The 24,886-nt window shown below is 37.1% G+C and carries 25 protein-coding genes; 9 read left to right on the top strand and 16 right to left on the bottom strand.

Annotated elements, in window-relative coordinates:
• Positions 1–94: 94 nt before the first annotated feature.
• The 4 genes from D9O48_RS12235 to D9O48_RS12220 all read right to left on the bottom strand — a co-directional run bounded on the left by D9O48_RS12235 (position 95) and on the right by D9O48_RS12220 (position 5,094).
• Positions 95–715: an alpha/beta hydrolase gene (locus tag D9O48_RS12235; RefSeq protein ID WP_126973263.1), complete on the bottom strand. Its 621-nt coding sequence runs from the start codon at positions 713–715 to the stop codon at positions 95–97.
• Positions 715–1,641 (bottom strand): ring-cleaving dioxygenase, encoded by a 927-nt coding sequence (locus D9O48_RS12230; RefSeq protein WP_126973262.1) that lies wholly within the window; start codon positions 1,639–1,641, stop codon positions 715–717. The genes D9O48_RS12235 and D9O48_RS12230 overlap by 1 nt, the downstream gene beginning before the upstream one ends.
• Positions 1,642–1,844: 203 nt before the next feature.
• A complete protein-coding gene (locus tag D9O48_RS12225; protein WP_126973261.1) occupies positions 1,845–4,022 on the bottom strand; it encodes an amylo-alpha-1,6-glucosidase in 2,178 nt (725 codons plus the stop codon).
• 10 nt (positions 4,023–4,032) lie between these two features.
• Entirely contained in the window at positions 4,033–5,094 is a 1,062-nt protein-coding gene (locus D9O48_RS12220) for a glycosyltransferase family 4 protein (RefSeq protein WP_199750571.1), read from the bottom strand.
• A 188-nt stretch (positions 5,095–5,282) separates the two neighbouring features.
• Here D9O48_RS12220 and D9O48_RS12215 point away from each other — a divergent pair, with 188 nt between their 5' ends.
• The 5 genes from D9O48_RS12215 (at position 5,283) to D9O48_RS12195 (ending at position 8,439) form a co-directional block, all read left to right on the top strand.
• Positions 5,283–5,942 carry an HAD family hydrolase gene (locus D9O48_RS12215; protein WP_126973260.1) on the top strand — a complete coding sequence of 220 codons (660 nt, stop codon included), beginning with the start codon at positions 5,283–5,285 and terminating at the stop codon, positions 5,940–5,942.
• A gap of 23 nt (positions 5,943–5,965) precedes the next feature.
• On the top strand, positions 5,966–6,529 hold the full coding sequence (locus tag D9O48_RS12210; protein WP_126973259.1) for a Crp/Fnr family transcriptional regulator: 564 nt from the start codon (positions 5,966–5,968) through the stop codon (positions 6,527–6,529).
• A gap of 57 nt (positions 6,530–6,586) precedes the next feature.
• Positions 6,587–6,916 (top strand): DMT family transporter, encoded by a 330-nt coding sequence (locus tag D9O48_RS12205; RefSeq protein WP_126973258.1) that lies wholly within the window; start codon positions 6,587–6,589, stop codon positions 6,914–6,916.
• 161 nt (positions 6,917–7,077) lie between these two features.
• Positions 7,078–7,497 carry an SRPBCC family protein gene (locus D9O48_RS12200; RefSeq protein WP_126973257.1) on the top strand — a complete coding sequence of 140 codons (420 nt, stop codon included), beginning with the start codon at positions 7,078–7,080 and terminating at the stop codon, positions 7,495–7,497.
• Positions 7,498–7,611: 114 nt separating this feature from the next.
• Positions 7,612–8,439: an MBL fold metallo-hydrolase gene (locus tag D9O48_RS12195; RefSeq protein WP_126973256.1), complete on the top strand. Its 828-nt coding sequence runs from the start codon at positions 7,612–7,614 to the stop codon at positions 8,437–8,439.
• Positions 8,440–8,449: 10 nt separating this feature from the next.
• Here the strand turns inward: D9O48_RS12195 and D9O48_RS12190 are convergent, their stop codons facing one another.
• Positions 8,450–9,154, bottom strand: a complete 705-nt coding sequence (locus D9O48_RS12190; protein ID WP_126973255.1) for a DUF3307 domain-containing protein — start codon at positions 9,152–9,154, stop codon at positions 8,450–8,452.
• A complete protein-coding gene (locus D9O48_RS12185) occupies positions 9,135–9,752 on the bottom strand; it encodes a transcriptional regulator (protein ID WP_126973254.1) in 618 nt (205 codons plus the stop codon). Before D9O48_RS12185 ends, D9O48_RS12190 begins: the two co-directional genes overlap by 20 nt.
• 215 nt (positions 9,753–9,967) lie before the next feature.
• Between D9O48_RS12185 and D9O48_RS12180 the strand changes: the two genes are divergently transcribed.
• Entirely contained in the window at positions 9,968–10,537 is a 570-nt protein-coding gene (locus D9O48_RS12180) for a pentapeptide repeat-containing protein (RefSeq protein ID WP_126973253.1), read from the top strand.
• A gap of 26 nt (positions 10,538–10,563) precedes the next feature.
• On the opposite strand, the gene D9O48_RS12175 is transcribed toward D9O48_RS12180, so the two are convergent.
• Positions 10,564–11,169 carry a hypothetical protein gene (locus tag D9O48_RS12175; protein WP_126973252.1) on the bottom strand — a complete coding sequence of 202 codons (606 nt, stop codon included), beginning with the start codon at positions 11,167–11,169 and terminating at the stop codon, positions 10,564–10,566.
• A 174-nt stretch (positions 11,170–11,343) separates the two neighbouring features.
• Between D9O48_RS12175 and D9O48_RS12170 the strand changes: the two genes are divergently transcribed.
• Together D9O48_RS12170 and D9O48_RS12165 are read left to right on the top strand one after the other, a co-directional pair.
• Positions 11,344–11,817 carry an STM3941 family protein gene (locus D9O48_RS12170; RefSeq protein ID WP_317127864.1) on the top strand — a complete coding sequence of 158 codons (474 nt, stop codon included), beginning with the start codon at positions 11,344–11,346 and terminating at the stop codon, positions 11,815–11,817.
• A 137-nt stretch (positions 11,818–11,954) separates the two neighbouring features.
• Positions 11,955–12,923 (top strand): alpha/beta hydrolase, encoded by a 969-nt coding sequence (locus D9O48_RS12165; protein WP_233589240.1) that lies wholly within the window; start codon positions 11,955–11,957, stop codon positions 12,921–12,923.
• 40 nt (positions 12,924–12,963) lie between these two features.
• Here the strand turns inward: D9O48_RS12165 and D9O48_RS12160 are convergent, their stop codons facing one another.
• The gene (locus tag D9O48_RS12160; RefSeq protein ID WP_126973249.1) at positions 12,964–13,842 is read right to left on the bottom strand and encodes an SRPBCC family protein; all 879 of its coding nucleotides are present in this window, start codon (positions 13,840–13,842) and stop codon (positions 12,964–12,966) included.
• Between the two features lie 180 nt (positions 13,843–14,022).
• Here D9O48_RS12160 and D9O48_RS12155 point away from each other — a divergent pair, with 180 nt between their 5' ends.
• Positions 14,023–14,538 carry an SRPBCC family protein gene (locus D9O48_RS12155; protein ID WP_126973248.1) on the top strand — a complete coding sequence of 172 codons (516 nt, stop codon included), beginning with the start codon at positions 14,023–14,025 and terminating at the stop codon, positions 14,536–14,538.
• Positions 14,539–14,574: 36 nt separating this feature from the next.
• On the opposite strand, the gene D9O48_RS12150 is transcribed toward D9O48_RS12155, so the two are convergent.
• From D9O48_RS12150 to D9O48_RS12120, 8 genes are all read right to left on the bottom strand, one after another.
• Positions 14,575–15,291, bottom strand: coding sequence for a DsbA family oxidoreductase (locus tag D9O48_RS12150; RefSeq protein WP_199750570.1), 717 nt, complete (start codon positions 15,289–15,291; stop codon positions 14,575–14,577).
• A 190-nt stretch (positions 15,292–15,481) separates the two neighbouring features.
• A complete protein-coding gene (locus D9O48_RS12145; protein ID WP_126973247.1) occupies positions 15,482–16,087 on the bottom strand; it encodes a hypothetical protein in 606 nt (201 codons plus the stop codon).
• Between the two features lie 82 nt (positions 16,088–16,169).
• On the bottom strand, positions 16,170–16,760 hold the full coding sequence (locus D9O48_RS18965) for a PDDEXK nuclease domain-containing protein (protein ID WP_199750569.1): 591 nt from the start codon (positions 16,758–16,760) through the stop codon (positions 16,170–16,172).
• A gap of 12 nt (positions 16,761–16,772) precedes the next feature.
• Positions 16,773–16,928 (bottom strand): DUF1016 N-terminal domain-containing protein, encoded by a 156-nt coding sequence (locus tag D9O48_RS18960; protein WP_199750568.1) that lies wholly within the window; start codon positions 16,926–16,928, stop codon positions 16,773–16,775.
• 444 nt (positions 16,929–17,372) lie between these two features.
• Positions 17,373–18,137 carry a LuxR C-terminal-related transcriptional regulator gene (locus tag D9O48_RS12135; protein ID WP_126973246.1) on the bottom strand — a complete coding sequence of 255 codons (765 nt, stop codon included), beginning with the start codon at positions 18,135–18,137 and terminating at the stop codon, positions 17,373–17,375.
• 93 nt (positions 18,138–18,230) lie between these two features.
• Positions 18,231–18,812, bottom strand: a complete 582-nt coding sequence (locus D9O48_RS12130) for an energy transducer TonB (RefSeq protein WP_158624884.1) — start codon at positions 18,810–18,812, stop codon at positions 18,231–18,233.
• A gap of 62 nt (positions 18,813–18,874) precedes the next feature.
• Positions 18,875–21,922 (bottom strand): WG repeat-containing protein, encoded by a 3,048-nt coding sequence (locus tag D9O48_RS12125; protein WP_126973244.1) that lies wholly within the window; start codon positions 21,920–21,922, stop codon positions 18,875–18,877.
• A 693-nt stretch (positions 21,923–22,615) separates the two neighbouring features.
• Positions 22,616–24,874, bottom strand: a complete 2,259-nt coding sequence (locus D9O48_RS12120) for an ATP-binding protein (protein WP_126973243.1) — start codon at positions 24,872–24,874, stop codon at positions 22,616–22,618.
• Positions 24,875–24,886: the final 12 nt, after the last annotated feature.

Below are 24,886 nucleotides of genomic sequence, written 5' to 3'. Positions count from 1 at the left end.
ATCTCTAATATAACTTCCAGTTAAAACAAACCCCCTTACTGAAGGGGGTTTGTTTTATCAGTACGTATCCAAAGAACGTATATTTCAATGCCGTTTATTGTTTAAAAACATGTCGAATACCATTTGCAATTCCTTCTTTAGAAATCGTATGACCAAGATTTTTGAAATAATCTACTTTAATATCTGCATTTAATTTCTCGAATTGAACTTTGGTTTCTTCTACCCTTTCAACGGGCACATGCGCATCAGGGTCACTGGTTCCGATGTAGACCGGTGTTTCTAACAAATTACCATTGTATTGTTCAATATCCAGAATATCTCCAATCAACCCTCCTATATAGGCAAAAACACCTCCATATCGTGCGGCATGAGTTGCCACAAACTCTAAGCTTAAACAAGCGCCCTGCGAAAAAGCTACAAAATATATTTGCTCACTGGTAAATCCTTTCAACTTTAGTTCGTCTACCAATTGTTTCAGGGTGCCTATAGCACTCGTTAACCACGGTTCATTCTGTGCACGTGGCGCCATAAAGCTATATGGATACCAGGTATTCTGTGTTGCCTGCGGGGCTACGAGGTAATTATTCTCAAAGGGAAAATATTGCTGTAAAGACATTATATCTTCTGCAGTTCCTCCTCTACCGTGAACAAATACTACTGCCGCTTTTGCTTCGGTAGTATTTGTTCCGCCTTCTATAATATTATATTGATGCATTATTGTTTCAATTTAGGTAAAACAGATTCAATACGGTCTCTTTGAGGTTCATATTGTGGAGGAAGTTTCAATGCTTCGCCCAGTGTTTTAATATCCTCATCTGCTGTGAACCCGGGATTATCGGTAGCTAATTCAAATAATACACCCCCCGGTTCTCTGAAATAAAGAGAATAGAAATAGTTTCTATCAATTTTTTCAGTAATCGGTAAACCAGCACTCTCTACCAACGCTCTGTATTTCATCAGTGTTTCTTCATCTTTTACTCTGAATGCTACGTGGTGATTAATACCTGCACCTAACTTACCATAAGGAATTTCAGGATTTTCGATTACATCCACAACGTTTGCAGTATCAATATTCGGATTGATAAAACGGGTAGTATTACCTTCAACTTTTTGTTCTTTATAATTCAACAAACCTGATAAAACGGCTTTCGTAGCTGCTCCATTCTGCACAGTAAGCGCTATACCATAAAAACCTTTAATGGCAACAGATTCATTAATTTCATCAGTCGTCCACGCTTTACGGGCGTCGTTTTCTACTTCTACTAAAGAAAACTTCAATCCGTCAGGATCTTCAGCCACTAAAACATTTTTGCCTTCTACTACAGAACTCACTAAACCGGCATTTCCCAGACGATTGATCCAGAAATCAGTAGCTCCTACCGGAATGGAATAATAAATTTCAGTCGGTTGACCAGCACCTGATACGCCACGCTTCATATTGGCCCAGGGGAAAAACGTCATAATAGTTCCGGGAGTTCCTACTTCAGAACCGAAATAAAAGTGATAAGTACCCGGATCATCGAAATTGACAGTTTTCTTAACCAGGCGCTGTCCTAACACTTTAGTGTAGAAATCATAGTTCTTTTGCGCATCGCTGGCTACTGCGGTGATATGGTGTAAGCCGATGATTTTATTTTCCATAATAATTAATTTGATACTGCAAAGATAAATCAATGTTTAAACATTAAATGTTAAAGTTATGGCTCTTTTTCTTTTAAAAAGATCATTCCCGGTGTATACTATTCTTTTGTAACAACATTTTTCATAAACATTTAGTTTTCATTATAAAACAACAGGGTAGTATTTTACTGAACACTACCCTGCTTAATTTTTAAACCCTTTTATTATTTCACGGTGACCACTTTCCAGGTTCCGGGTTTGTCTATCAGGTCTAAACCAATCGTAGATTTAAACCGTTTTACTTTAATGGTGATAGTTTCTGTACCCAGTGGTATATGTGCTAATAATAGTTCTTCCATGTAAGAAGGAAGTTTGGGATAGTTAAAATGTATCTGGCGCTCGAATGCATCTATTTCAACACTGAGAATAGATTGAATCATTGCGTAAATGGAAGCCACCGACCAGGCCTGCGGAGAACAGGCTACGGGATAAGCGGTCGGTCCTTCACCTTTTCTTTTTTCAAAGCCACAAAACAATTCGGGTAAACGGTTCAGATCCATCAGCTGGGCGGTTTCAAACATCCCTTCCAATACCCTTAATGCTTCATCTGTGTAACCATATTTTGCCATTCCTGCCGCAGCAATGGCTGTATCAAAAGGCCATACGGAACCGTTATGGTATGACATAGGATTATATCTGGCTTCTTTATTTCCAAGTGTTCGAATCCCCCACCCTGTGTACATTTCTTCACTTAGTAAAGTGTTTACAACAGCTCCGGCATATTCCTGGTTTACAGCCTGGCAGTATAATGCATGTGCGGCATTACTGGCTTTTACCACGCACGGCTCTTTCAACTCATCTAATGCCAATATAAACGATTGTAGTTCTTCATTCCAGAACCGCTGATTAAATTCATACTGAAGATGATCTGCCTTCTGTCTGTATTGATCTGCTAATTCAGGCTTACCCAGTTTTTCACTGATATAGGCCATTTGCCGGTTAGCTTCCACCACATATGCCTGTACTTCACACAAAGCGATTGGTAATTCAGCCAATGTGCCATCAGTATGTGAAATGGAATCACCTGAATCCTTCCACCCCTGATTATACAATCCGCTTTTTTCTTTTCGCTGGTATTCATAAAAACCATCACCATCAATATCTCCATAAGTATCGAGCCATTGCATCGCCAGCTCAAGATGCGGATATAAAGTTATAATCAGGTCCAGGTCTGCCGTACGCTTGAGATATCTTCCGGCCAATACCACAAACAAGGGAGTTGAATCGATACTGCCATAATAATGTTTGAAAGGAATTTCTTTACAGTTAGCCATTTCTCCATATCTGGATTCGTGTAGTATTTTTCCGGGTTCAGCATCACTAAAAGAATCAAACAGCTGAGCCTGGTGATGAGCCAGATACTTTAATACACCTTTTCCTATAAAAGGAGCTATCCATAAAGTAAATAAGGCTGTGATAATACCGTCTCTTCCGAAAGGTGTATTGAACCAGGGTACACCCGCATATGGATACACACCGAATGCAGTTTGTGCCAGCAACGACATTAAATCATTATTTGAACGGTTAATCCATTCATTAAAGTTTTCATTGGATGAGGCAATATGACCGATCGCATCTTTAAACATGGTCAGATGATGATCCAGATTTTTAAAAGCTTCATCATAAGTTAATACTGACTTCATCTCATCTCCTTCTTGCATGCATACAGCTATTTCTAAAACAAACTTCTTTCCCGGAGATAATGCTACCTGATAAACAGCACTGCGGTCGTTTACTTCATGTGGAACCGGATTCAACTTTACGTGGGTAGATCGGGGTATCTGGTCGAGCCCGGTATATTCAAAAGTCAGCGTATCATTAGCTGATAAGTAAGGTTCTTTTTTAACTCCTCTCTCTTTACGCGAGGTACCTCTGATTTCAAAAATATCTTTAAAATCTGCATTGCATTCCAATTGAATTGAAAACTCTGTATATACCAGCGAGTGATTCGTACATTCAATTCGTTCATAAAAAACACCATCCTGTAAATACATGTTGCGGTTGATGTGAATATTGCCGTGAGAAATATCATTTCCGGTATTAAGTGATAAAGTGGGATTGGTGAGGTCGACAGAAATCAACTCATTTTTATTGCGAATAGTAGAGCTCAACAGAAAAGGTCGCGCACCATTCATACTCATCTTAAACTCACTGAGATAACGGGTACCCCGGTGATAAACACCTTGTAAATCGCGGCCGATAGGGTTAGCATCTCCCCAACGATCAAAAATTGCAAATGTGTCACCAAAATTCAGTGTACGGGTAATATCATCTACATAAGAAGAGTTAGCAAGTATGTAATATTTGTTATTGTGTTGTACAAAAGTATCTTGCGGATGCATATTATACAATTTAAGCGGTGGGAAAATTCATTGTTTCATATTTGTGACGAACATGAATCTGCTCATACAACTCTAAATAATTATCTGCCATAATAGAGGCAGTAAATCTTTTTTCAAATTCATGTCTGCACACCAATCTATTGATCTGGTACAGATGCGCTACAGCATCAATTGCCTCTGAAACCGTTTCAACAATGAAGCCAGTTTTTCCGTGTTGAAGAATTTCAGGAACCGATCCTTTTTTAAAGGCTATCACGGGTGTACCTGCTGCCAATGCTTCTATCATAACCATTCCAAATGGTTCTGGCCAGTCGATCGGAAATAATAATGCCGCTGCATTTTCCAGAAGTACTTTTTTTTGTTGCTCATCCACCTCTCCAATAAATTCAATCAGCGGATGATTCAATAATGGCTTTATTTCGGCTTCAAAGTATTTTTTATCTGCTTTATCTATTTTCGCAGCTATTATTAGTTTTTTATTGGTATTGATGGCTATTTCAATTGCTTTATCCGGACCTTTCTCGGGAGAAATCCTTCCCAGAAATAAAAGATAACCGCCCCTGCCTTCTCCATAATTATATAAATGAAGTGGCAATCCGTGGTAAACAGTTTTTAACCAATTAGCCATGGGCAGTGGTTTTCGCTGATCATCAGAAATTGATACCAGCGGCATATCATTATAACAGTTATAAAGCAATGGTAATGCCGGTAAATCAAGACGTCCGTGAAGAGTAGTTAAATTCGGTATTTTCAGCACTTTTGAAACAGGAAAGTGCAAGTAATCAATATGGAAATGCCAGATATCAAATAGTGTGGAATGATCTATTACAGCCTTCAATAATATCTGATGAATCGCTAACGGATCTGAACAATCGTCTAAACGCAATGCCCGCTCGGTTATCGCCTTCAAATGAGCTTTTGTGACGGAATCTCCGCTCGCAAAAAGTGTTACCTCATGCCCTTTTTCTACTAAGCTTTCTGTCAGATACGAAACCACCCGTTCTGTTCCTCCATATAATTTGGGAGGTACAGCTTCATAAAGTGGAGCAACCTGTGCAATCTTCAATTTCATAGCCGGATGATTTGTGGCACATACCGGATTCTATATTATTGATTTCAATAGATGTGCCACCCGTTGCCGAACTTTTGTAGTTGTATTTTGTTAATTCATATATCCGTTGACATCTTCGCTTTTATAAAACCATTAACATTGCTGTCATATCCGATTATTAACACTTTTTATTATCAAGGAAGAATTGTATGACTCAAACAACAAAAAACAAGGCTATTATTCTGGATATGGATGGAACGATAGTAGACAATATGCATTTTCATAGAAAATCATGGATCGGCTTTCTGAAAAAACATTCCATTTTTATTAATGAAGATCAGTTTCAGGCGCAAAACCATGGTACCATCAACGAAATGATTACCCGCTTCTTCGGTGCTGCAACAGGTACTGAAAAAATTAAAGCGTTAGGTCTCGAAAAAGAAGCGTTGTACAGAGATTTATATCAGGGACAGGTGGAAGAAATTAAAGACTTCACCATTTTCTTAAAAAAATTAAAAGAAAAGGGTTTTAAAATAGCATTGGCTACGATGGGAAATAAGGATAACATCGATTTCACCTTATCAGCAATCAATGTAACCGCATACTTTGATGTAATTGTAGGCGGTGATGATGTTACCAGAGGTAAACCGGATCCTTCAATTTATTTAAAAGCGATCGAACTGCTCGATGCAGATGTTAACCACTCATTTGCTTTTGAAGACTCGCCAGGGGGTATTCAATCAGCAAAAACCGCCGGTTTAAAAGTGATCGGCATTACTACTTCTCATTCAAAAGAAGAATTAGTTGCATACGGATGTATTGATGCTTTTAAAGATTTTCAGCATTTCAACTATACTATTTTCAATTAAATCTTAAATCCTTATCTAACAATATGAACCCTTTCATTTCATTACTACAAAAATATGGGCCTATCCAGGATAGTGTTGCTGATAAAATAAGCAATTATTTCCAGCAACACTATAAATCAAAAAATGACTATTTCCTCAAAGCAGGCCAGCTTCACACAAATCTCTTTATGCTTGAAAAGGGACTGGTCCGGGCTTTTTTTATAAAAGAGAATAAAGAAGTGAATACCTGGTTTGGGAGTGAAGGAATGATTTTGGGTTCGATTCTACCAGCCTATTCATTGTTACCCTCTTTTGAAAACATTCAGTTCTTAGAAGATTCTATCGTTCATTTTATAACAATACAGGATTTAAACAAACTATATCTTGAGTATCCCGAATTAAATCTTATCGGACGAAAAATAGCAGAAGAATATTGTAAAATAATGGAAGAAAGAATTGTTTCGTTACAATCTAAAACTGCAGAAGAACGCTACCTGTCTTTACTACAACACGAACCGGATTTACTGTTTAGGGTATCGTTAGGCCATATCGCCTCTTATCTGGGAGTAGCACAGGAAACACTTAGCAGAATAAGAAAGAAAATATAATTTGACTTAGGTCAAAAAATACAATTTCATATCTATTTAGCTTTGCAAAAAACAGTTATGAAATATCTCTATCTGGCATTGGCAATTATGTTTGAAGTGATAGGTTCAGCTTTTATGAAAAGCTCTAACGGATTTACCAAATGGTTACCCACCACTATTACATTATTAACCTATATCTGTTGTTTTTATTTTTTGTCAATTACGCTTAAATATATTCCGTTAGGAGTCGCTTATGCCATTTGGGGTGGAGTTGGTATAGTTCTTACTACACTGGTATCCGTATTTATTTTTAAACAATCTGTTGATCTTCCTGCAATATTGGGAATTCTGTTAATTGTATCGGGCGTACTGGTGATGAATATATTCTCAAAAACAACTGCACACTAATACCTGATTTTCTCAATAGGCTATTTTGCTCATAAACAATTCAATAACAAACGGCAAACAATGGTTCAATGCCGATTTTTATTATTTTAGCGATAAATAGTGCATTAAAAAATCAGTGCATCATTTTTGCTCTTGAATTTTAATAAAAATACCTTATCACCATGTCACACGAAAAAGTAACGATTGAAGCTGTTGTAAATGCCGATATTAAAAAAGTTTGGGAATACTGGAACCATCCTGAACATATTGTAAACTGGGATTTTGCTTCAGACGACTGGCATTGCCCGAGAGCCAGTAATGATTTAAGACCAGGCGGTAAATTAGATGTCAGAATGGAGGCAAAAGACGGTAGTTTCGGTTTTGATTTTGAAGCTATCTATGACGAAATTCTTGAGTATGAAAAAATTACTTATACAATGGGCGATGGGAGACAATCTACTTCCATCTTTGTAGACCTTGGTAACCATCAAACAAAAATCAGTACCAGTTTCGACGCAGAGCACGAAAACCCTGTTGAGATGCAGAAAGCCGGCTGGCAGGCAATTCTTGACAATTTTAAAAAATACGCTGAAGAAAATTAAGATTATAAAATTCTGAGTGATGAATGAGTGTAAAATTAATGCCAATACTGTGATACCTATTTTCTGCCTTCTAAATTCATCATTCTTAATTTTCAATTCGTATTTTTGCGCTGCATGAATATTCACTATACATCTATAAATACCGGAAGCAATGGAAACTGCTTCTATATCGGAAATGCCGGGGAAGCAATTCTTGTAGATGTAGGTATTCGTAAATCAGTATTACTCAGTAGAATGGAGAGTCTCGGCCTTTCCATGAATGAAATCAAAGGAATATTCATTACACACGAGCATTCTGATCATATTTTCGGACTAAGAACTTTGTTAAATGAATTTTCTATCCCCATTTACACTACTCCCGAATGTTATCAGCAGATCAGGCATTTAATGCCGGAAGAGTTATTTCGCCCTATAGCAGCAAATGATCAGATAGCGTTTCAACAGTTCCGGGTCAAATCATTTGCAAAACAGCACGATGCTGCCAATCCGTTTAGTATAGTCGTTGAATCAGGTTCGGGTAATATTGGTGTAATAACCGATTGCGGTATGCTTTGCCATTCACTGGTAAACCATTTTCAGCAATGTCAGGTTGTTTTTTTAGAATCTAATTATTGTCCGGAAATGCTTGATAACGGCCGCTATCCAAAGTTCTTAAAACATCGTATTAAAGGAGGATTGGGGCACCTGAGCAATCGCCAGGCAAAAGAACTGGTTATCAGTCATCGCCATCCTCAATTGCAACATCTGATACTGTCACATTTATCAGGCAATAACAATCGCCCGCAACTGGTAAGTGATACCTTCTCAGGATTTGAGTCTGACTTTAAGGTAACAGTTGCCAGCAGAGATATCAATACCGATCTATTTGTATTAGGCGAAATTACGGTACGTAAACAAACACTAAGAGTAGAAGCTCCGCAGCAACTCGGTTTGTGGGAGTAGTAAGATTGAATTAACGCATTTTAGTATATAATACAGCCATCAGAATGGCCCATCCGAAACTCAGTAAGGTTCCCACCAGTACATATTCAGTAAGGTTTCTATCTTTGGCATTATTGAGATCTCCGAATCTGAAAACAGACTTTGCAGCGAGTAAAAAACCGATTCCCGACCAGAAGTCTATACAGATAAAACCAAATACAAATAATCGTTCAATCATTCCGATAATTTGTCCGGCATTGTTTACACCAATATCTTCGATGCGCCACTGAGAGAGAAATACTTTGATAAAAATGGCACCTACTTTGGTTACCAGCAATACAAATAAAATAAAGAGTACTACCTGTGGAATACTTAAAATACCTAATTGAACGGGATAAAAATGTCCGTAATAATTAGCTACACCGAAAATAATCAACAGATGTAATAATTGATCCACCAAAAAAGCAGCAATCGGATTCATTTTTCCGGTAACCGCCTGCTTGGCCCGGTCAATAAAGAAATGACTTACAATAATTACAACAGCTCCACCCCAATACCGTTCAATCGGAACTACTAACGCCATCAGTGCAAAAGTGAGCACCGCATGTACTCCCATATGATAAAACAGGTATTTAATACGCTTATATTGCGTCCTTTGCTTTACCCAATGATTGGGTTGCAGAACAAAGTCACCTAAAATATGAGCCAGTAATAAGTTAAGAACCAGTAGCGACATGTGCTTCTATTTGCTGTTCAAAATATTGTAGTAATTGTTGTATCTCTTCATAACCCCCACGCTTTAACGCCTCACTGATATTTCCCTGTCCCTTCTTTTGCAGATACGCTGCAATTTGTTGTTGTGACCAGTCAGGGTTCCACCATTTCAATAATAACACTTCAGCTGACTTCACCGTCCAGGTATCAATTGTCATTAAGGCTAATGGAATAGCCATTTCCATTGTACGATTCACATCGTTCCAGGGAGTTACTACCGACAAGGTTTGCTTCTTCAACTCATCAAACTGTCGCCCCGACGCCACAAACGCCGGACCGTTTGATTCGGTTACTTTCTGGGCACGTTGATCAATTGTACCTATGCCAATAGCAATACGTACATCCAAACCGGTCATACTCTTTAAAGCCGCTTTGATAATCAATGCCTGCCTGAGAGCAGCTACCGGTTGGGTCACCAGCTGAAAACTGTCTCCACGAAAAATTTCCCAGTCGAAAGGATACTCCCCTATAGTACTTAATACCTTTTTTAAGGCACTGGTCCATTGGGTGGCATTTCCAGACTGTGAATTGATGATATCACCGGTTAATACAGCATACATAATTGTAAAATAAGAAAAATAAAGCAAACAAGCAAATATATCTGCAAAAAAGCAGATTTGTGAAATTATCTGCTAAAAAGCAAATACAATTCATTATCTGTCTGTTACAAGTTGCTTTATTTTACTTCGGATGCACTAATATTTTCTGATAAGTTCTTGAATTTCATTTATAAAAAACATCAATATCCAGTAAATTTGCTGTATAACAATTTTACATGTCATCTTATTATCAAGACCAGGTAATCGAAAATATCGACTTTCAAAACATACCGTTTCAACAGGGCGAATATGACGGCTGCCATTTTAAGCACTGCAACTTTCAGGAGATTGCCCTGACAGGTGTTATTCTGGTGGATTGTGTTTTTACCGATTGTAATTTAAGTATGGCAAAACTCAATGGTACGGTATTAAGGGATATCCGGTTTGAACGATGTAAATTGTTAGGTATTCAATTCGAACAATGCAATCCATTCGGACTGAGTGTTTATTTTGAAAACTGTTTGCTTGATCATGCAAGTTTTTATGAATGTGCGTTAAACGGAACTACTTTCAAAGCATCGAAACTATTGGGAGTAGATTTTTCTAAAGCCAATCTTACTAAAGCGGTCTTTGATCATTGCGACCTTGCAGAAGCTGTTTTTGAAAACTGTAATCTTGAGCAATGTGATTTTACCAGCTCATCCAATATTCAGCTTGACCCAAATTTGAATAAGATGAAAAAAGCAATTTTTTCATTACATAATCTGCCGGGGTTACTCACCCGCTACCAGATCAAGATAAGATAAATCTTGCGCCACCTATACGTCAAGTATCAGTTTAAGAAGTCTGAGTATTTCTTATACATTTCTAAATCAACAGTTGAACGAAACTCATAATCACACCTGATGGGTGCTCCTTCCTGTTCTATAACCCATATCTTTTGTGTTTGAATAGAATCAGTGCCCATTAAAAAAAACTCAAAAATATCCTCATGAACTTTCTTTTCGAAAGGGAGGTATTTAAATGTTCTATAGGTTTCTAATCTATAATTCTGATTGTTTGATCCTATTACTTTATAAAGATAAGTTCTCGTTTCATACCTTTTACCCTCTGTTTCAAATTCAATTATTTCATTAGCAGTATATTTAGTGAAAACAATTTGAGCAGTAAGGAGAATCAGCCAGTAAACAAAAACGAGTGTTTTTACCAAAATCATGGAAAACCATAAAAAGATCATACTCCATTTCTCCGAACCATAAAATAATGAAAGCAGAATAGCCACAAAAGCATATTGAACTCCCATAATAGTATAATCAGCATGATCTCCCTTTATAGAAATGCCGAAAATATATAGTAAGTCATAAACAATAAAAAAAACCAGTAGCGAAACCAGTATTTTCTTTTGGGGAAAAGAAAAACTACCCGAAAGATGCCGCATAGCAACCGGAAGTAAATAGATACTTACTAGTGAAATAACAAAATAATACACTCTATTAAATAAAATTTTAATACCAAAACTTAAAGAGACAATATAGAAACAAGAATTAAATTTGCATAAAGAACACCGCTTTTTTATTCTTCATGGAGGGCAGACACCTATAAATATTTACTAATGCAAACGAGAAGATTTTACAGCAATAGAATCAGTTTGATAATGATGCTCATCTCATCCTTAATTTTCCTTTACACAAACTGTATAATGTTCATTGAAAAATACAATACAAATCAGGATGATAGTGTGAGGCTAATGATTATAGGTGCAGCTATCGTGTTCTTTACCGGTTGTTTATTTATATTGATATACAGACTGGTAAAACCTAAACTGCAAATTGAATTATCAGAAACTGCTGTAAAATACAAAAGCGGAAAGGGTTATACGGTGGTTCCGTGGAATGAGATTGATTCATTTCAGGAAGTAACTTTTAACCAGCAAAAAATGATTGCCATCATTCCTAAAAAGTCTGAGCAGGTTTCTAAAGACGCCGGAGCACCACTTTATCTTTATCCCAGTGCCACAGCCATACGTTCTCAAAAGCTATTACTTTTGCTGGAAGAATATCATACAGCACAAAAAGCATCCGCTTAATTATAAAATATCTGCTCAAAATAAGATATTAAATAAAATCTGCTTATTGGCAGATTTCATTTAATAAGGAAAGTTGATTTACAGTGGAACAGTTTTTTATTGAAAGAATATATTGCTTCACTATAAAATCAATGACCATGAGAATAGCAGCAGATAAAGATCCTAAGATATTTACCAACATCAGAAAATTTTTGAAGGAAGTGAACGAAAATACCGACACTCCGATGGAAAAGTTATCTCCTTCGGAGGCACGTCAGGTATTGATTGATGCCCAGCAGGCAGATCAGCAAGATTATTCATCGATTGAAACATATGAAAGAACGATAGAGCAAGGTGGTTATGCGGTTAAAATCCATATTGTAAAACCCAAAGGAGTGAAAGAGAAAACACCGGTATTTATGTTCTTTCATGGAGGTGGTTGGGTATTGGGAGACTTTCCTACACATAAAAGATTAGTCAGAGACCTGGTAGTGCATAGTGGTTTTACAGCGGTATTTCCGGATTATACGCCTTCGCCTGAAGCAAAATTTCCACAAGCGATTGAAGAAGCATATGCCGCTACTGACTGGGTATACAAAAACGGAAAAGAGATCGATGTAGACAGTTCAAAAATGGCAGTGGTAGGTAACAGTGTTGGCGGAAATATGGCCGGTGCAGTGGCAATTATGGCTAAGGAAAGAAAAGGACCGAAGATCAGTTTTCAGGCGTTGCAATGGCCGGTTACTGATTCAGATTTTGATAATGCATCTTATAAAGAGTTTCAGGATGAACGCTTCTTAACCCGGAACATGATGATCTGGTTCTGGAATCATTATAAACGTACAGATGCTGATTTAAAAGACCCACATGCAGCAATTTTGTTAAACGATGTATCGGTTTTAAAAGATCTGCCTCCCGCTCTGATACAAACAGCAGAAAACGACGTTTTACGTGATGAAGGAGAAGCTTATGCACGTAAACTGGATGAAGCTGGTGTACCAGTTACACTTACCCGTTATATAGGAACCATACATGATTTCGGAATGCTGAATCCATTGGCAAAAGAACAACATAGCGAAGATTCCGTAAAACAAATAGCAGATTTACTAAAAAAATATCTTAAATAAAAAAAGTGCTGGTGTTAATTCACCAGCACTTTTTTATACTTTACGCTTCAGACTTTTTGTCATCAGGTTCTTCACCGCTATCATTATCCTGATCACCCGGTTCCTCTTCGGATGACTGTTCTGAATCAATCATTGTTTTATCTTTACCTGCAATATTATCAGCTGCTGTCTGGTTTTTATTTTCATCAACAGGCTCAACGTTTTTCTGATCTACGTCTTTACCAACTATAACACGCTGCTTTTTCTGTTTATCAGAATTTTCTTCACTATTGGTGTTTATTTCTTCTGTTGCTTCTTCAGCAGCAGCAGTAGCCTGTTCAGATTCTTTGCCGGCAGGCGCTGTTTGTTCATTGCCAACCACTACACGCTGTTTTGCCGCTTTATCTGCAGTTTGCTGATGGATAGTATCAGTATCGTTTTTGTTCTTTTCGGCAGAAGCTGTTTTATCTGACGGATCATTCTTTTCATCTGCTGTAGCAGACTGTTTCTCAGGTGTATTATTATTTTGAGCTTTATTATATAGAGCTTCACAATAATTTTTCAATCTATATAAAAACATTGCCCAGTTATAATTACACCATCTGTAGTAATCCGTAAGCACCCGCCAGTCTGAGTGTTTTAAAATAATCTGGGTAACACCTTCCTTTTCTTCCGAAAGTACAAACGAAACAGAAGTACCCCGCCATTCCTGATCAGAGTCTACACATTCCCATACAACCCGTTGCCCCTCTTTTAGTTCCATCACTTTCATTTTAGTGATTACCTCTTCATTAAAATCGAACTCATTAATAAAACCAATCTCCGGTTTCACGGTCAATTTGTTTGTCCATATATTACCCAAACCAGCCTCAGTAGTTAGTGCCTCGTACACAACGGTTGCAGGCACTTTTATGTAGTTAATATGTTCAATATCATGCATAGTAATAGTGTTTTGACAAAAAATAAGTGATAATGGATTATAACAGAAAAGATTATACCAGTGTTGCAGCAATGATAGCAGAAAAAATTTGTATCCTGTAAAAAAGGGGAAATTTACTTATATCAGGAGTGAAATGAATTGATTACTTTTCCCAAAATTGACTTATCTAAAATATACAAAATGAAAATCCTCAAGAAAATTCTGATTATACTGGCTATCATTATTGTAATTCCTTTTATAGTAGCCTTATTTGTAAAAAAAGATTTTGTATCGGAAGCAGAACTTACAATTAACCGTCCCAAACAGGAAGTATTTGAATACATCAAATACATAAAAAATCAGGATAATTTCGGCGTATGGCAACTTTCAGACCCTGATATGAAAACGACTTCGGAAGGAACAGACGGAACGGTAGGTTTTAAATATAGTTGGGATGGTAAAAAAACCGGCAAAGGTTCTCAGGCTATTACTAACATAGTTGATGGAGAACGAATGGAATCTTCACTGGATTTTGGTTTCGGAGAACCTGTTAAAGGTTATTTTATTCTAAAAGAAATATCTCCTGACGAAACTTCAGTTACCTGGGGAATTGAAGGAAAATCACCTTATCCCTGGAACTTCTTTGGTTTGTTTATGAATATGAATAATGATTTCGAAGTAGGTTTAAAAAACCTGAAAACGATTCTTGAAAAATAATATATATACAGGTCGGTGCTGACACCGACCTGTATATTAAAAACATCCATCCGGACCACAACCTGGTCCTTCTGTTATATTAAATAATGGCGAAGGATTTTCTTTTTTCCATTCATTGTAGGCTCTTTCGATCGTTTGTTTAAACAAGGTAACATCCTGTGCGCCGGAAATAGCATACTTACGGTCGAATACAAAGAATGGTACTCCGGTAATAGATAATTGCTGAGCTTCACGAATATCAGCATTTACCTGTTGTTCATTTTCCTTTTCTGCTAATACTCTTTCAAAAGCCGCAACATCTAATTGTAATTGTTCGATGACAGATTTCAGGTACTCCGGGTCATCTACATTCTTTCCCTGACGAAAATAACCATCCAGTAATATTTCTTTTGCTTCGTTCTGTTTTCCGTGATTCTTCGCAAAATGAAGCAATTGATGTGCGCTGAAAGTATTAGCAAATACAGCTTTGTCGAAATTAAATTCTAACCCCACCTGTGAAGCCATCTGAGTAACATTTCTCATCATGTCTTTAGCCTGAGGAACGGTAAATCCTTTTTTCTTTGAAAACACTTCGTATATATTTTCTGTGGGATCAGTTACGGTTTCAGGGCTCAGCTGAAAACTTTTCCACTCCAGTTCTATTTCATTTTTATACGTTAAATCACTGATGGCTGTTTCGAATTTTCTTTTCCCGATATAGCAGAATGGACAGGCAATATCGCTCCATACTTCTATCTTCATTTTATTGCTCATACTTGAATAAGTTACATGTTTACAAGAACCCCTTTACAGGATGAGTTCAACCTGCTAAATGGGTATAAATAATAACAATGTGAAATGAATAATGTTTAAACTGTCAAGAACAATTGGGCTATACCATAACGATCTCATTTCCAGAACTTATAATAAGAAACAACCATATCATGTTCTGATCAGCTATTCACTATAAATTAATCGTTCTGATGAACTGCTCTACGTGTTTCCTCATTTTCTTATGATTGCTGAATTTATTCTTTACGGCCTTTCTGACATTTGGAGTGAATGCGTAGAATTTTTCCAGTTCTGACCGAATCTTTTTAGAAGCATCAGCGTTCATCAGAAATAATAATTCATTATCAATAGTTCTTGTAAAAGTATAATATTCGATAATACTTAAAGTTCCTTCACCGGAACCATTTTCATACCGAATATACGAAGCACCGTTTTTACTCTGTGCCAGTTTCAACATAAAAGTGGGTACTATTTCTACAATTTTATTGGTAAAAATCTGATATCCGGGACGTGCCTGTGTTTCAAAAATGTATTGTTTCCGTGAACTGGTAAATGCAAATCCGATTATTTCTTCAGGTTTAAAAACCTGTTGAGTTTCATCCAGAAAGTTTATTTTGACCTCTCTGAATAGTTTTTCAAAACCTTCAACCTTAAAAAACGACTTAGGTATTACAATATTTGCAGCTATTGTATCGCCCTGAAGGGTGATATAATAGCCATTCTGTGCTTTCGTCGAAACATGTAGCAGCAATAATAAAGTTATAAGTAAATATCGCATTAAATATTAACGCTATAAAAAGGGTAATAGTACCTGAAGAGGTATTCGTTATAGGTATCGAGAAAACATATAATAAAGAGACTTACCTGTTTTGATTTTTTAATTCACTTATAATCAGTTTTTCTAACTCTTTTGAAGGAAGAGAAAGTTCATACGCTGCCACACCGATTGGTTTATGAATATCCTGTAAGGCAATTTCAACATCAAGATGATCTTTATCGGCACAGAGTATAATACCAATGGAGGGATTTTCATTTTTTTTCTTTTCAGTTTTGTCAAGCAAGCCCAGATAAAAATTCATTTTTCCGATATATTCAGGTTTAAACTCACCTATTTTCAGTTCAATCGCTACTAACGACTGCAAAACGCGATGATATAATAATATATCTGTATAATAGTCTTTATGATTATAATGCAAACGGTGTTGATTGCCTATAAAAGTAAAACCGTTTCCCAGTTCGAGCATAAACTGTTTAATTTTTTCAATTAATCTACGTTCCAGTTCTTTTTCTCTTACTGTTTCATACAAGCCCAGAAATGCCAGATTATATTTGTTTTTGAATAATTCAGTCATTTGTTCGGCAACCCCGGCAGGCAGTGTTTGCTTAAAATTATGGGATAGATTAGCTTTTTTTTCTATGTGATAGGTTCGGGCTTTGAGATGATTCAGCAATATATCTTTTGTTCAACCGTTTTCAGCTGATTTTTGTGCGTAGTAGGCAGCTTCCTCAAAAGAACCTATTTTACTCAACAGAAGTAAATTGTGTGCCCAGGGCAAAACTGCGACGCTGCGTCGCAGTTTTGCCGGAGCATCCTTATAATACTCATAGAATCTTTTCATATCTCACAAATTTCGGGGAGAGAGCCCGATATCAGGAAATTCCTGCTTTAAATCAACGGATAATTTTTCTACGACACCAGCACCATGACCTTTCTCAATTTTTTGTTCGAAAAGTAGTTTACCCAGGTTTCAGTAAACATTCATCATCTGTGTGTTGATTCTATACAAGGTAATGGCTCTGGCAGTTTTTATCTGCTGTATAGCTGTATTTAGTATTTCCGTATAGTTATCCATAATAATAAGTTTACCAGCCGGTACTTTTTATACCAACTTAATTCCACTAAAATTTAACGCTTTGATATTATACGCAATGAAGGGCATTAAATGACTAAAAGATATAAACAAAGTTATTCTACGCCTGTAAAAAATATTCTGCCTAATGAATAAAACATGTTTTGTAACAGAGAAAAGTATGTGCAGCGGATAAAAATGCTCACTGATCTATTAAACCCAACCCTTCAGAATGGCCAATTTCACCAGTTCAGCAGGAGAGCCGGTTTTCGTTTTAGACATGATATTCCGGCGATGTGTTTTTACAGTATTGGGGCTCAAAAAAAGTGTTGCAGAAATTTCCTCAGTGTTATAACCATCCATAATGAGTTTTACGATTTCCTGCTCACGTCTGGTGAGTAATGGCTTTTGGGGTTCAAAAGATTTTTTAGACTTTACATCATAATAAGAAGGTTCTCCATTGAGCCCGTAGAAATTTAAAACAGGCTTTCCCTCCTGTTTTATATTGGTAATATCGGTATGCACTCCTAACGTACGAAATACAGAGCCGTTATCATCTACCTGTATAGCAGTAACCTGTTGTAATAATCGGATATACTTCCCTTCAGCATTCATAATGCGGTAATCGTAAGAAGTTTTATAGCTCAACATTTTCTCCAGTGGAAGCTGTGTATAGAACTCAGTAATGGTATCTTCATTATTTAGTACATGTGCTAAATCTTCAGGATGTATTTTGGTAAAAATAAAACGCGGAGACAAAATTTCTTTCTTATAACCTACTATTGTTTCAGCCTTTTCATCCAGTAATTCAAATTCGGCAGTACCGCAATTGAATATATAATAGTAATGCGGCCCCACATGAAAAAGTTCTAACAGGCGTTTATGGATTTCCAGTTCAAACACGAAAGTATTATTATCTGATGATTTAATCACTCTCTTCCAGATTTCTTTCGCCTGATCGAAACTAATGACTTCCATACTGTTTTCAATTTGGTGAATACTGTAATATATTAAACTCCCCTCTAAAACAGTGTTGATAACATGAATTAATTTACAGTAATATTGCTCTATTTATTGTGTACGAATTTTTAAGGGAATACGAAATTTTACGCGTACTGTTTTTCCATTATGAATACCGGGTTTCCATTTTTCAGACAACATCAATACTCTTTCCAGCTCCTCTCCTGTTCCGTATCCAACATCACCAATAATATTGATATGATCAACACTACCGTCTTTTTCTACTACAAACGTTGCCAGAACAGTACCATCCACTTTTGCTTTATAAGCTTTTTCGGGAAGGTTATAATTAGCTGCTACCCAATTCTTAAAAGCATCAAAACTGCCTCCGGGCGGCAGCGGCTCAACTGATACGTTTACAGACTCTAAAGCCGGTTCTTTGGGCTCACCTCCCGGATAGTATTCTTTAAAATTTCCTCTCACTAAACCATTCTGATAGATTCCGCTTAATTTCAGCTGTCCGTTCTCGTAGTACATTTCCCAATTCCCGTCTTTCAACCCGTTTTTGTACATCCCCTTAGCGGATAATTGGCCATTATCATAATAAAAATGCCATAAGCCGGTTCTTTTTGATTTAGCCGTCTTTCCTTTACCATTTCTGAAATAATCCTGCGCGTGCATTTGTGTACACATACAACAGAGAATGGTTATAAATATTATTCCTCTCATATATCACCCATCAATTGTGTTAGATACTACTTGAACTTATACATATTTCCTTTTTTAATCGCTTCCATTCTGGCATTCGCATTTTTCACCTGGGTTTCATTTTTTCTTACGGTGGCCAGTTTATAGTATTTTTTGGCGTTTTTCAAATCTCCGTTATGTTCATAAGCTTCACCGATTCTGTTGTAGATAGCAGACAGGTCTACCGGTTTTTTATTTCTGTCAGAAGGATTATCATTTTTAAATTCATCAACAATCGACTGCCCTACAATGATCAGATAATTAAAAATATCCTGCGCTTTTATCAATGAAGCATCAGTTCCCTGTCCTCTGAAAACCATCCAACCCATTGTATGTAACAAATCGGTATAACTGGAAACCTCCGCAAAATATTCAGTCTGATAACGTGATGCCCCTTTTGCACCCAAATAAGTTCGTTTCATATTTTTAAGATAAAAATCCCACCTTGAAGATTTTTGTGACCTTACGTAAGCCTCCAATGCCTGTTCATAGTCCTTTTCCTCATAATAGAAAATATCTCCTGCAATTTTATTCGCCAGCGCATACAAGGGAGAAGTTTCAGGAATTTTACTGAAACAATAAACTGCCGCCATGCTATTCTTGTTACTACCTTTTTCATTAAATTTCACTCCCATCACATACCACCCGTCATCTCCCTTATAAACGTCGCCATTGGTTCTGATAAGTTCATTTCCACTTTCCATCAACAATCCTACTTCAGTTCTGTACGTTTTAGGATTTTTATACTTGAAAAAAGCTACTCCTCTTTCAAAACCGGCGATTGAATCATAATTACCGGTGAACATTAATTTACCGGATTCGTTATAAATGCCTTTATCGGAGGCGGCCATTCCATCTTTAAAATCTTTCACGTATTTATGTTCAAAAGGAATGATCACCTGGTTCTTTTCATTTACTGCCCCCCAGTATACACCTCCTTCCCTGCTTCGGAGATCCCTGTTGCTGACAGCAGCCACAAAATGTTCAGGCATTTTTTTAATTTCGTAAGAACAATCGATCCCTACTTCAAAATCAATTTTATACCAGACACCTTCTTTTTCGAATAAATGAGCATAGTAATATTTTGTAATACCATTCTGATGTTCAGAAGGTGATGCATTCATTGGGTAAGAAGTCAACTTTATTGTTTTATCCGCTTCAAAAATATTACTGGTATAAACTCCTTTTTCAAAATCAAGAATATAAAAGTCGCTACCCTTTGCCTGAAAACCATACCCTTTTCCATTCGAATTTGCAACAACCAATAATCTGTCGGCCAGTTCCTGTGTCGTGTAAGAAGCGTTGTTTCCATTTCTCTCAGCATTTACCTGATTACTTGTACGTTTGATTTTGATCCGATCCATGGTATACCAGATACCGTCATATTTAACTTCTTCAATAATTTTACCTGAAGGATCTATCTCACCCCATTTATCCTCTATCTGAATCAATATACTATTCTCATTCTTCTTATCTGTAAGTTTGAAACTCATTGGGATGACACTTTCAAACTGAGGTGGATAAATGACTGTACCATCGTCAGCAGCCAGTCCGTATTTACCCTCCTGCTCAATCAGATAAGCATATGCATCTCCCATGGATAATTCCATTTTTTTGAATGCATGCGGGTTACTGCTTTCATCATCTCTAACTTCACCAATATAGGTAATAGGATATAAGTTGAAAGAAGAAACTGAATTGTATTTACTTTTCAGCTGTCCTTCTATCTTTTGTGCATATTTCCAACGTTGATCACGTACTTCATCATGGTAAGCATTTAAGGCTTTCACCTTTGCAAAATAGTTATCGATTCCTGCCTGTATTTCTAATCTCCGCTGTTCACTTTTACGTTCGCTTTCGGCCAGGATACTTCCTACTAATCCGCTCACAGCATCCGTTATATCACCCCCTGCCTTGGTGTACGCATCCACACGTCTGTTAGTAGCCATTTGCGAAGCCATTGCCTGGTAATTACCATGGCTGTAAGCACCTGCGCGGTAATCTCTGAGCGTTTGCTGTTCGCGGTTTGCATCTACCTCAAGATGGCGTAATTGCTGACGTACATTCGGATTATTCATCATTTCAGGATTTCGTGCCACCATATCTTTCAGGTCAGCATGCATCTGAGAAGCGGTTTTAGGAATATAAGTGCGTTGACTATTTTTTCCCGAACCGGAAGATGAACTGCTATTATCCGAAGAAGAATCATCGGAAGAACTGCTGCTATCTTCTGAACTTTTTGTTTTCAATGTAGCCACTGCTTCAGTGGTTTTGCCAGATGATGATGCTTTTGCAGCTTCTTCTTTATCTTTCTTTTCTTTTTCTTTTTTCTTTTCGGCTATCAGACTTTTTAAAGCTGCAATTTTTGAACGATGATCGGCTGATTCGTTTGATAACGCTTCCGCATCATTCAAGGCATATTCCGCTCCTTCAAAATTGAAAGCGTTCGCATCGCTTGTTCCTGCAGAAATTTTAGTTTCAAACGCACGTTTTTCGCTATTGTATTTACCTATAATTTCTTTGATCTGATTTTTAAGATCGGTCAGGTATAGTTCTTTTACTTCCTGTGCGTTAAAGCCTCCATATCGTTCCCAGAAAGTAATATCCGGATTTTTCTTATTCCATTCATCGGCATATTTTTTCGTTGCGTCACTGAATGAAGGCGTAACATAATTACCTTTTCCATTATTAATAATAAATGTAGATTTTTCTAATGCAATATGATCAGTTCTTGTAATGATATAGGCGTGCCCCTCCACATAAAACTGATATTTCTCAGGAGTAAAAGTACCCTGATAACGTTTTAGCTGCAGGCCGGCTTTATTCAATACGCTGATTTCTTCTTCAGTTGCATCATAACCGGTAATCACGAGTTTCGGATTATCTTCTGCTACTACGCGGGTTGGCCCCCCCTTAGCAATTGTAGAGAAATTAACATATCCCGAAAAGCCATCCCTATTCTGAAAGTAAACGGTATGTTCCTGTCTGCGATTCTGCGCAAAACTATTTGCAACAAAAGCGTTTAACAGTAATAAAAACAATAATAATTTCTTCATAGTTTTCTTTTTACATCCACGTTCTTATAGCTGATTGCTATCAGCTACAATGAATGGTGTCTGATAAATAAAAAGTATGTGTGTATAGTATATAGAAAAATAAAAACAGCGAAGAGGAGGATGCGTTTCAACGTATGAAAAACTACAGTGTCAGGTAATAATATCAATAAACCCGAAAAACACTTTTTATATAGAATAAATGATAATAATTGTTTCATTAATGTGGAGTTTCAGAGCAACGTGATTGCATCTTTTCTTTCTCTCAGAGTGCTCTCAACCATCAGATTTAATTGAAATACAAGGTATCTATCTGGTTAATAATACATTTAAAATTTCGTAAACACAAATTTACCCTGTATGTAAAGCGAAAAAAATACTTACATGTAGGTATATTTTGTAAATAGTAAGGAGGGATTTTTAATGGAGGGAAAATGCATGCGTATTCATGCCTATATGTAAATTATTTATTTTCAATACAAATATAGATGTAAAAAACAATGTTCCGCTATTAAAAACGGAGTATCCTTTACATCAGAATAAATGGAAGACATAAAAACTTTTTGCATCCGGCATAAATATTCAACCCTTTCAGAGTCGTACCAATTCTTATTGCTGAATGTCGGTATATAGAGTGCCCTTCGGGGTTCGGTGGTAATTCAGTAGCTGTGAATAAGATGAAGAAGTAAACAAAACTTATGCAGGAAAAAATAAGCTGATCGTTGTTCCTTTATTTAATTCACTGTTAGCGGAGATATGGCCTTTATGATTTTGCATAATTTTTTTGCACAAGGCTAATCCTAACCCTGACCCTTTTTGGTCTGATTGTAAACGCGTAAACAATTTAAATACTTTTTCATTGTATTCCGGTTCAAATCCGGTTCCGTTATCGGATACATGAATCACATTATACAATGTTCCTGTATTTTCATGTTGGTAGATGGCAGGTTCTTTTGCACGCGTAATGGTAACCACCGGTTTTCTATCCGTATGTGAATATTTTATAGAGTTTGAAACTAAATTTGTCAATAGTTGCTTGATCAAAAAGGGCATCCCTTTTATTTCGATAGTTTCGGTAAGCTGTATTTCTGCTTCTTTTTCTGCAATACTTTCTGCCAGGTCAAGTTTTACTTCCTCCATCACTTTTTTAAAGTCAATGGGCTGAAGAGAATCATTCGAATGTCTGAGTTTTGTATATTTCAGAATATCAATCAAAAGTGTTTGCATCCGGTTTGCCGAATTGCTCATGCGTTTTACAGAATCTTCTACCGGTGCCGGCAGTTCTTTCTGGCTTCTAAGCAGATAAGATGCAGTCAATTGAATTTTTCTCAGTGGTTCCTGCAGATCATGTGTACTGATCCAGTTAATATTTTCCAGTTCACTGTTCATTTCTCTCAGTTGCTCACTAAGGACGCGATATTTTTTTTCTTCCTGTGTAATAATCAAAAGATTGATCTGGCGTTGCAAAGAATAGGCATAGGCTGCAGCTACTTCCAGTTCAGGCTTCCACCAGGGTTTGGAAGTACTGTTTACAATCTCTTTCCAGAGTGCAAACGAACGTCGCGGCGAGAGTCCATTCTGATCTTTAATAATAGATTTTGAAGGATCGCCTCCCCAGTTTACTTCCGTTTTTGTTTCAGGGCGGTACCAGATAATACAGTTTTCGCTATCGATATCCAGTGAATGATAAATGATGCCCGACGCTTCCGGGCTTATTCCTTTAAACTGTGGTAAGTAATCAGATAAGTTTTCAGTATTGAAAGTTGTATGACGGGTGAATTCTGCAGCCCAACTTCCTAATGCTTTAATGTGCCCGTCATCAGGTGTAAGTCCGCTTTTATAAACAGTTCCGTTGAATTGTATAGAGACCCCTGCGGCGTTACACAGGGATAATATTTCAGGTTTTTCAATCAGCAACGTTAAATCTTCTTCTCCGCGAAGTGATAACAGATGCATCTTCTCTAACGCCGTATTTGTTTTTTTTACCAGTTCATATTCTTCAGATGATTGTCTGACATCAATCTGCGATGTAATGAAATGGCCTTGTAACTGTGCTGCGAGTCTTAACTCAGGAGTCAGGTTTTTAGCCGAATAATGGTGGCAGGCAATAAGCCCCCATAGCTTTTTCTTATAAATTAAGGAAATAGTCAACGTGGCACCTACCCCCATATTTTGCAGATACTGTACATGGATGGGGGATGTACTGCGTAAAACCGAAAGACTCAGATCCAGATTTTTAGAAGGGGTATCATCGATTGTATAGATGGGCACCGGTGTATAATCAACATCTGTTATAAGACGTAAAAGATTTTTAAGATATAGTTCGCGGGCCTGAGGCGGAATATCCGTATGCGGATAGTGAAGCCCTAGGAAAGATTCAAGATCTTCACGGCAGCTTTCTGCAAAAACTTCACCGTTATAATCTTTATCGAAACGATAAATCATTACCCGGTCGTAACCGGTAATTCTGCGGGTACCTTCCGCTACCAGCTGACACAGTTCCTTTAGAGAATTTGTATCCTGCATATAACTAAAGAACTGGGACGTCTGATCATATACTTTACTCACCGCTTCCTGCGGCTGAATAGCGGGCTCTCCTTCCAGGATGAATAATTTCTGTTCGTTCTGATGTACAGTACACAAAAAGTCAGTGCCGGCCATATTAAGCGCAAGCAAACCACTTGCCTTCGTCAGATTCTGCTCAACAATATATTGTCTGAGCTTGTCAGCATTTTCATCACCGAATATTGTCCGGAATGATTTTCCCAACAACTGTGTATGCAGCAGCATTAAATATACATCTGTATTTGCACTGCAAAAGTCAATTACAAATTCATCTTCCTTTAACCCTAATAAAAATCCATGTGGCTGAATACTGCCGGGGATATGTATGGGTTCCTGCTCACAATTTGTAAGATTAACTATATCACGGTTTACGATATCCTTTATATTCATAAAGAGGGATTA

Origin of the sequence: Gynurincola endophyticus (assembly GCF_003991195.1) — a bacterium.
In the GTDB taxonomy this organism is placed as follows: Bacteria; Bacteroidota; Bacteroidia; order Chitinophagales; family Chitinophagaceae; genus Gynurincola; species Gynurincola endophyticus.
The sequence above is the reverse complement of the archived record's forward strand: the minus strand, read 5'-3'. Positions and strand labels throughout refer to the sequence as shown.

Excerpts from the sequence above, each read along its gene's own strand:
- D9O48_RS12125 (WP_126973244.1), bottom strand. The coding sequence starts at position 21,922 with ATGAAGAAATTATTATTGTTTTTATTACTGTTAAACGCTTTTGTTGCA.
- D9O48_RS12225 (WP_126973261.1), bottom strand. The coding sequence starts at position 4,022 with ATGCATCCGCAAGATACTTTTGTACAACACAATAACAAATATTACATA.
- D9O48_RS12220 (WP_199750571.1), bottom strand. The coding sequence starts at position 5,094 with ATGAAATTGAAGATTGCACAGGTTGCTCCACTTTATGAAGCTGTACCT.
- D9O48_RS12130 (WP_158624884.1), bottom strand. The coding sequence starts at position 18,812 with ATGTGTACACAAATGCACGCGCAGGATTATTTCAGAAATGGTAAAGGA.
- D9O48_RS12215 (WP_126973260.1), top strand. The coding sequence starts at position 5,283 with ATGACTCAAACAACAAAAAACAAGGCTATTATTCTGGATATGGATGGA.
- D9O48_RS12175 (WP_126973252.1), bottom strand. The coding sequence starts at position 11,169 with ATGCGGCATCTTTCGGGTAGTTTTTCTTTTCCCCAAAAGAAAATACTG.
- D9O48_RS12135 (WP_126973246.1), bottom strand. The coding sequence starts at position 18,137 with ATGGAAGTCATTAGTTTCGATCAGGCGAAAGAAATCTGGAAGAGAGTG.
- D9O48_RS12155 (WP_126973248.1), top strand. The coding sequence starts at position 14,023 with ATGAAAATCCTCAAGAAAATTCTGATTATACTGGCTATCATTATTGTA.
- D9O48_RS12160 (WP_126973249.1), bottom strand. The coding sequence starts at position 13,842 with ATGCATGATATTGAACATATTAACTACATAAAAGTGCCTGCAACCGTT.
- D9O48_RS12205 (WP_126973258.1), top strand. The coding sequence starts at position 6,587 with ATGAAATATCTCTATCTGGCATTGGCAATTATGTTTGAAGTGATAGGT.
- D9O48_RS12210 (WP_126973259.1), top strand. The coding sequence starts at position 5,966 with ATGAACCCTTTCATTTCATTACTACAAAAATATGGGCCTATCCAGGAT.
- D9O48_RS12150 (WP_199750570.1), bottom strand. The coding sequence starts at position 15,291 with ATGAGCAATAAAATGAAGATAGAAGTATGGAGCGATATTGCCTGTCCA.
- D9O48_RS12120 (WP_126973243.1), bottom strand. The coding sequence starts at position 24,874 with ATGAATATAAAGGATATCGTAAACCGTGATATAGTTAATCTTACAAAT.
- D9O48_RS12165 (WP_233589240.1), top strand. The coding sequence starts at position 11,955 with ATGAGAATAGCAGCAGATAAAGATCCTAAGATATTTACCAACATCAGA.
- D9O48_RS12235 (WP_126973263.1), bottom strand. The coding sequence starts at position 715 with ATGCATCAATATAATATTATAGAAGGCGGAACAAATACTACCGAAGCA.
- D9O48_RS12185 (WP_126973254.1), bottom strand. The coding sequence starts at position 9,752 with ATGTATGCTGTATTAACCGGTGATATCATCAATTCACAGTCTGGAAAT.
- D9O48_RS12170 (WP_317127864.1), top strand. The coding sequence starts at position 11,344 with ATGCAAACGAGAAGATTTTACAGCAATAGAATCAGTTTGATAATGATG.
- D9O48_RS12180 (WP_126973253.1), top strand. The coding sequence starts at position 9,968 with ATGTCATCTTATTATCAAGACCAGGTAATCGAAAATATCGACTTTCAA.
- D9O48_RS12230 (WP_126973262.1), bottom strand. The coding sequence starts at position 1,641 with ATGGAAAATAAAATCATCGGCTTACACCATATCACCGCAGTAGCCAGC.
- D9O48_RS12145 (WP_126973247.1), bottom strand. The coding sequence starts at position 16,087 with ATGCGATATTTACTTATAACTTTATTATTGCTGCTACATGTTTCGACG.
- D9O48_RS12200 (WP_126973257.1), top strand. The coding sequence starts at position 7,078 with ATGTCACACGAAAAAGTAACGATTGAAGCTGTTGTAAATGCCGATATT.
- D9O48_RS12190 (WP_126973255.1), bottom strand. The coding sequence starts at position 9,154 with ATGTCGCTACTGGTTCTTAACTTATTACTGGCTCATATTTTAGGTGAC.
- D9O48_RS12195 (WP_126973256.1), top strand. The coding sequence starts at position 7,612 with ATGAATATTCACTATACATCTATAAATACCGGAAGCAATGGAAACTGC.
- D9O48_RS18960 (WP_199750568.1), bottom strand. The coding sequence starts at position 16,928 with ATGAAAAGATTCTATGAGTATTATAAGGATGCTCCGGCAAAACTGCGA.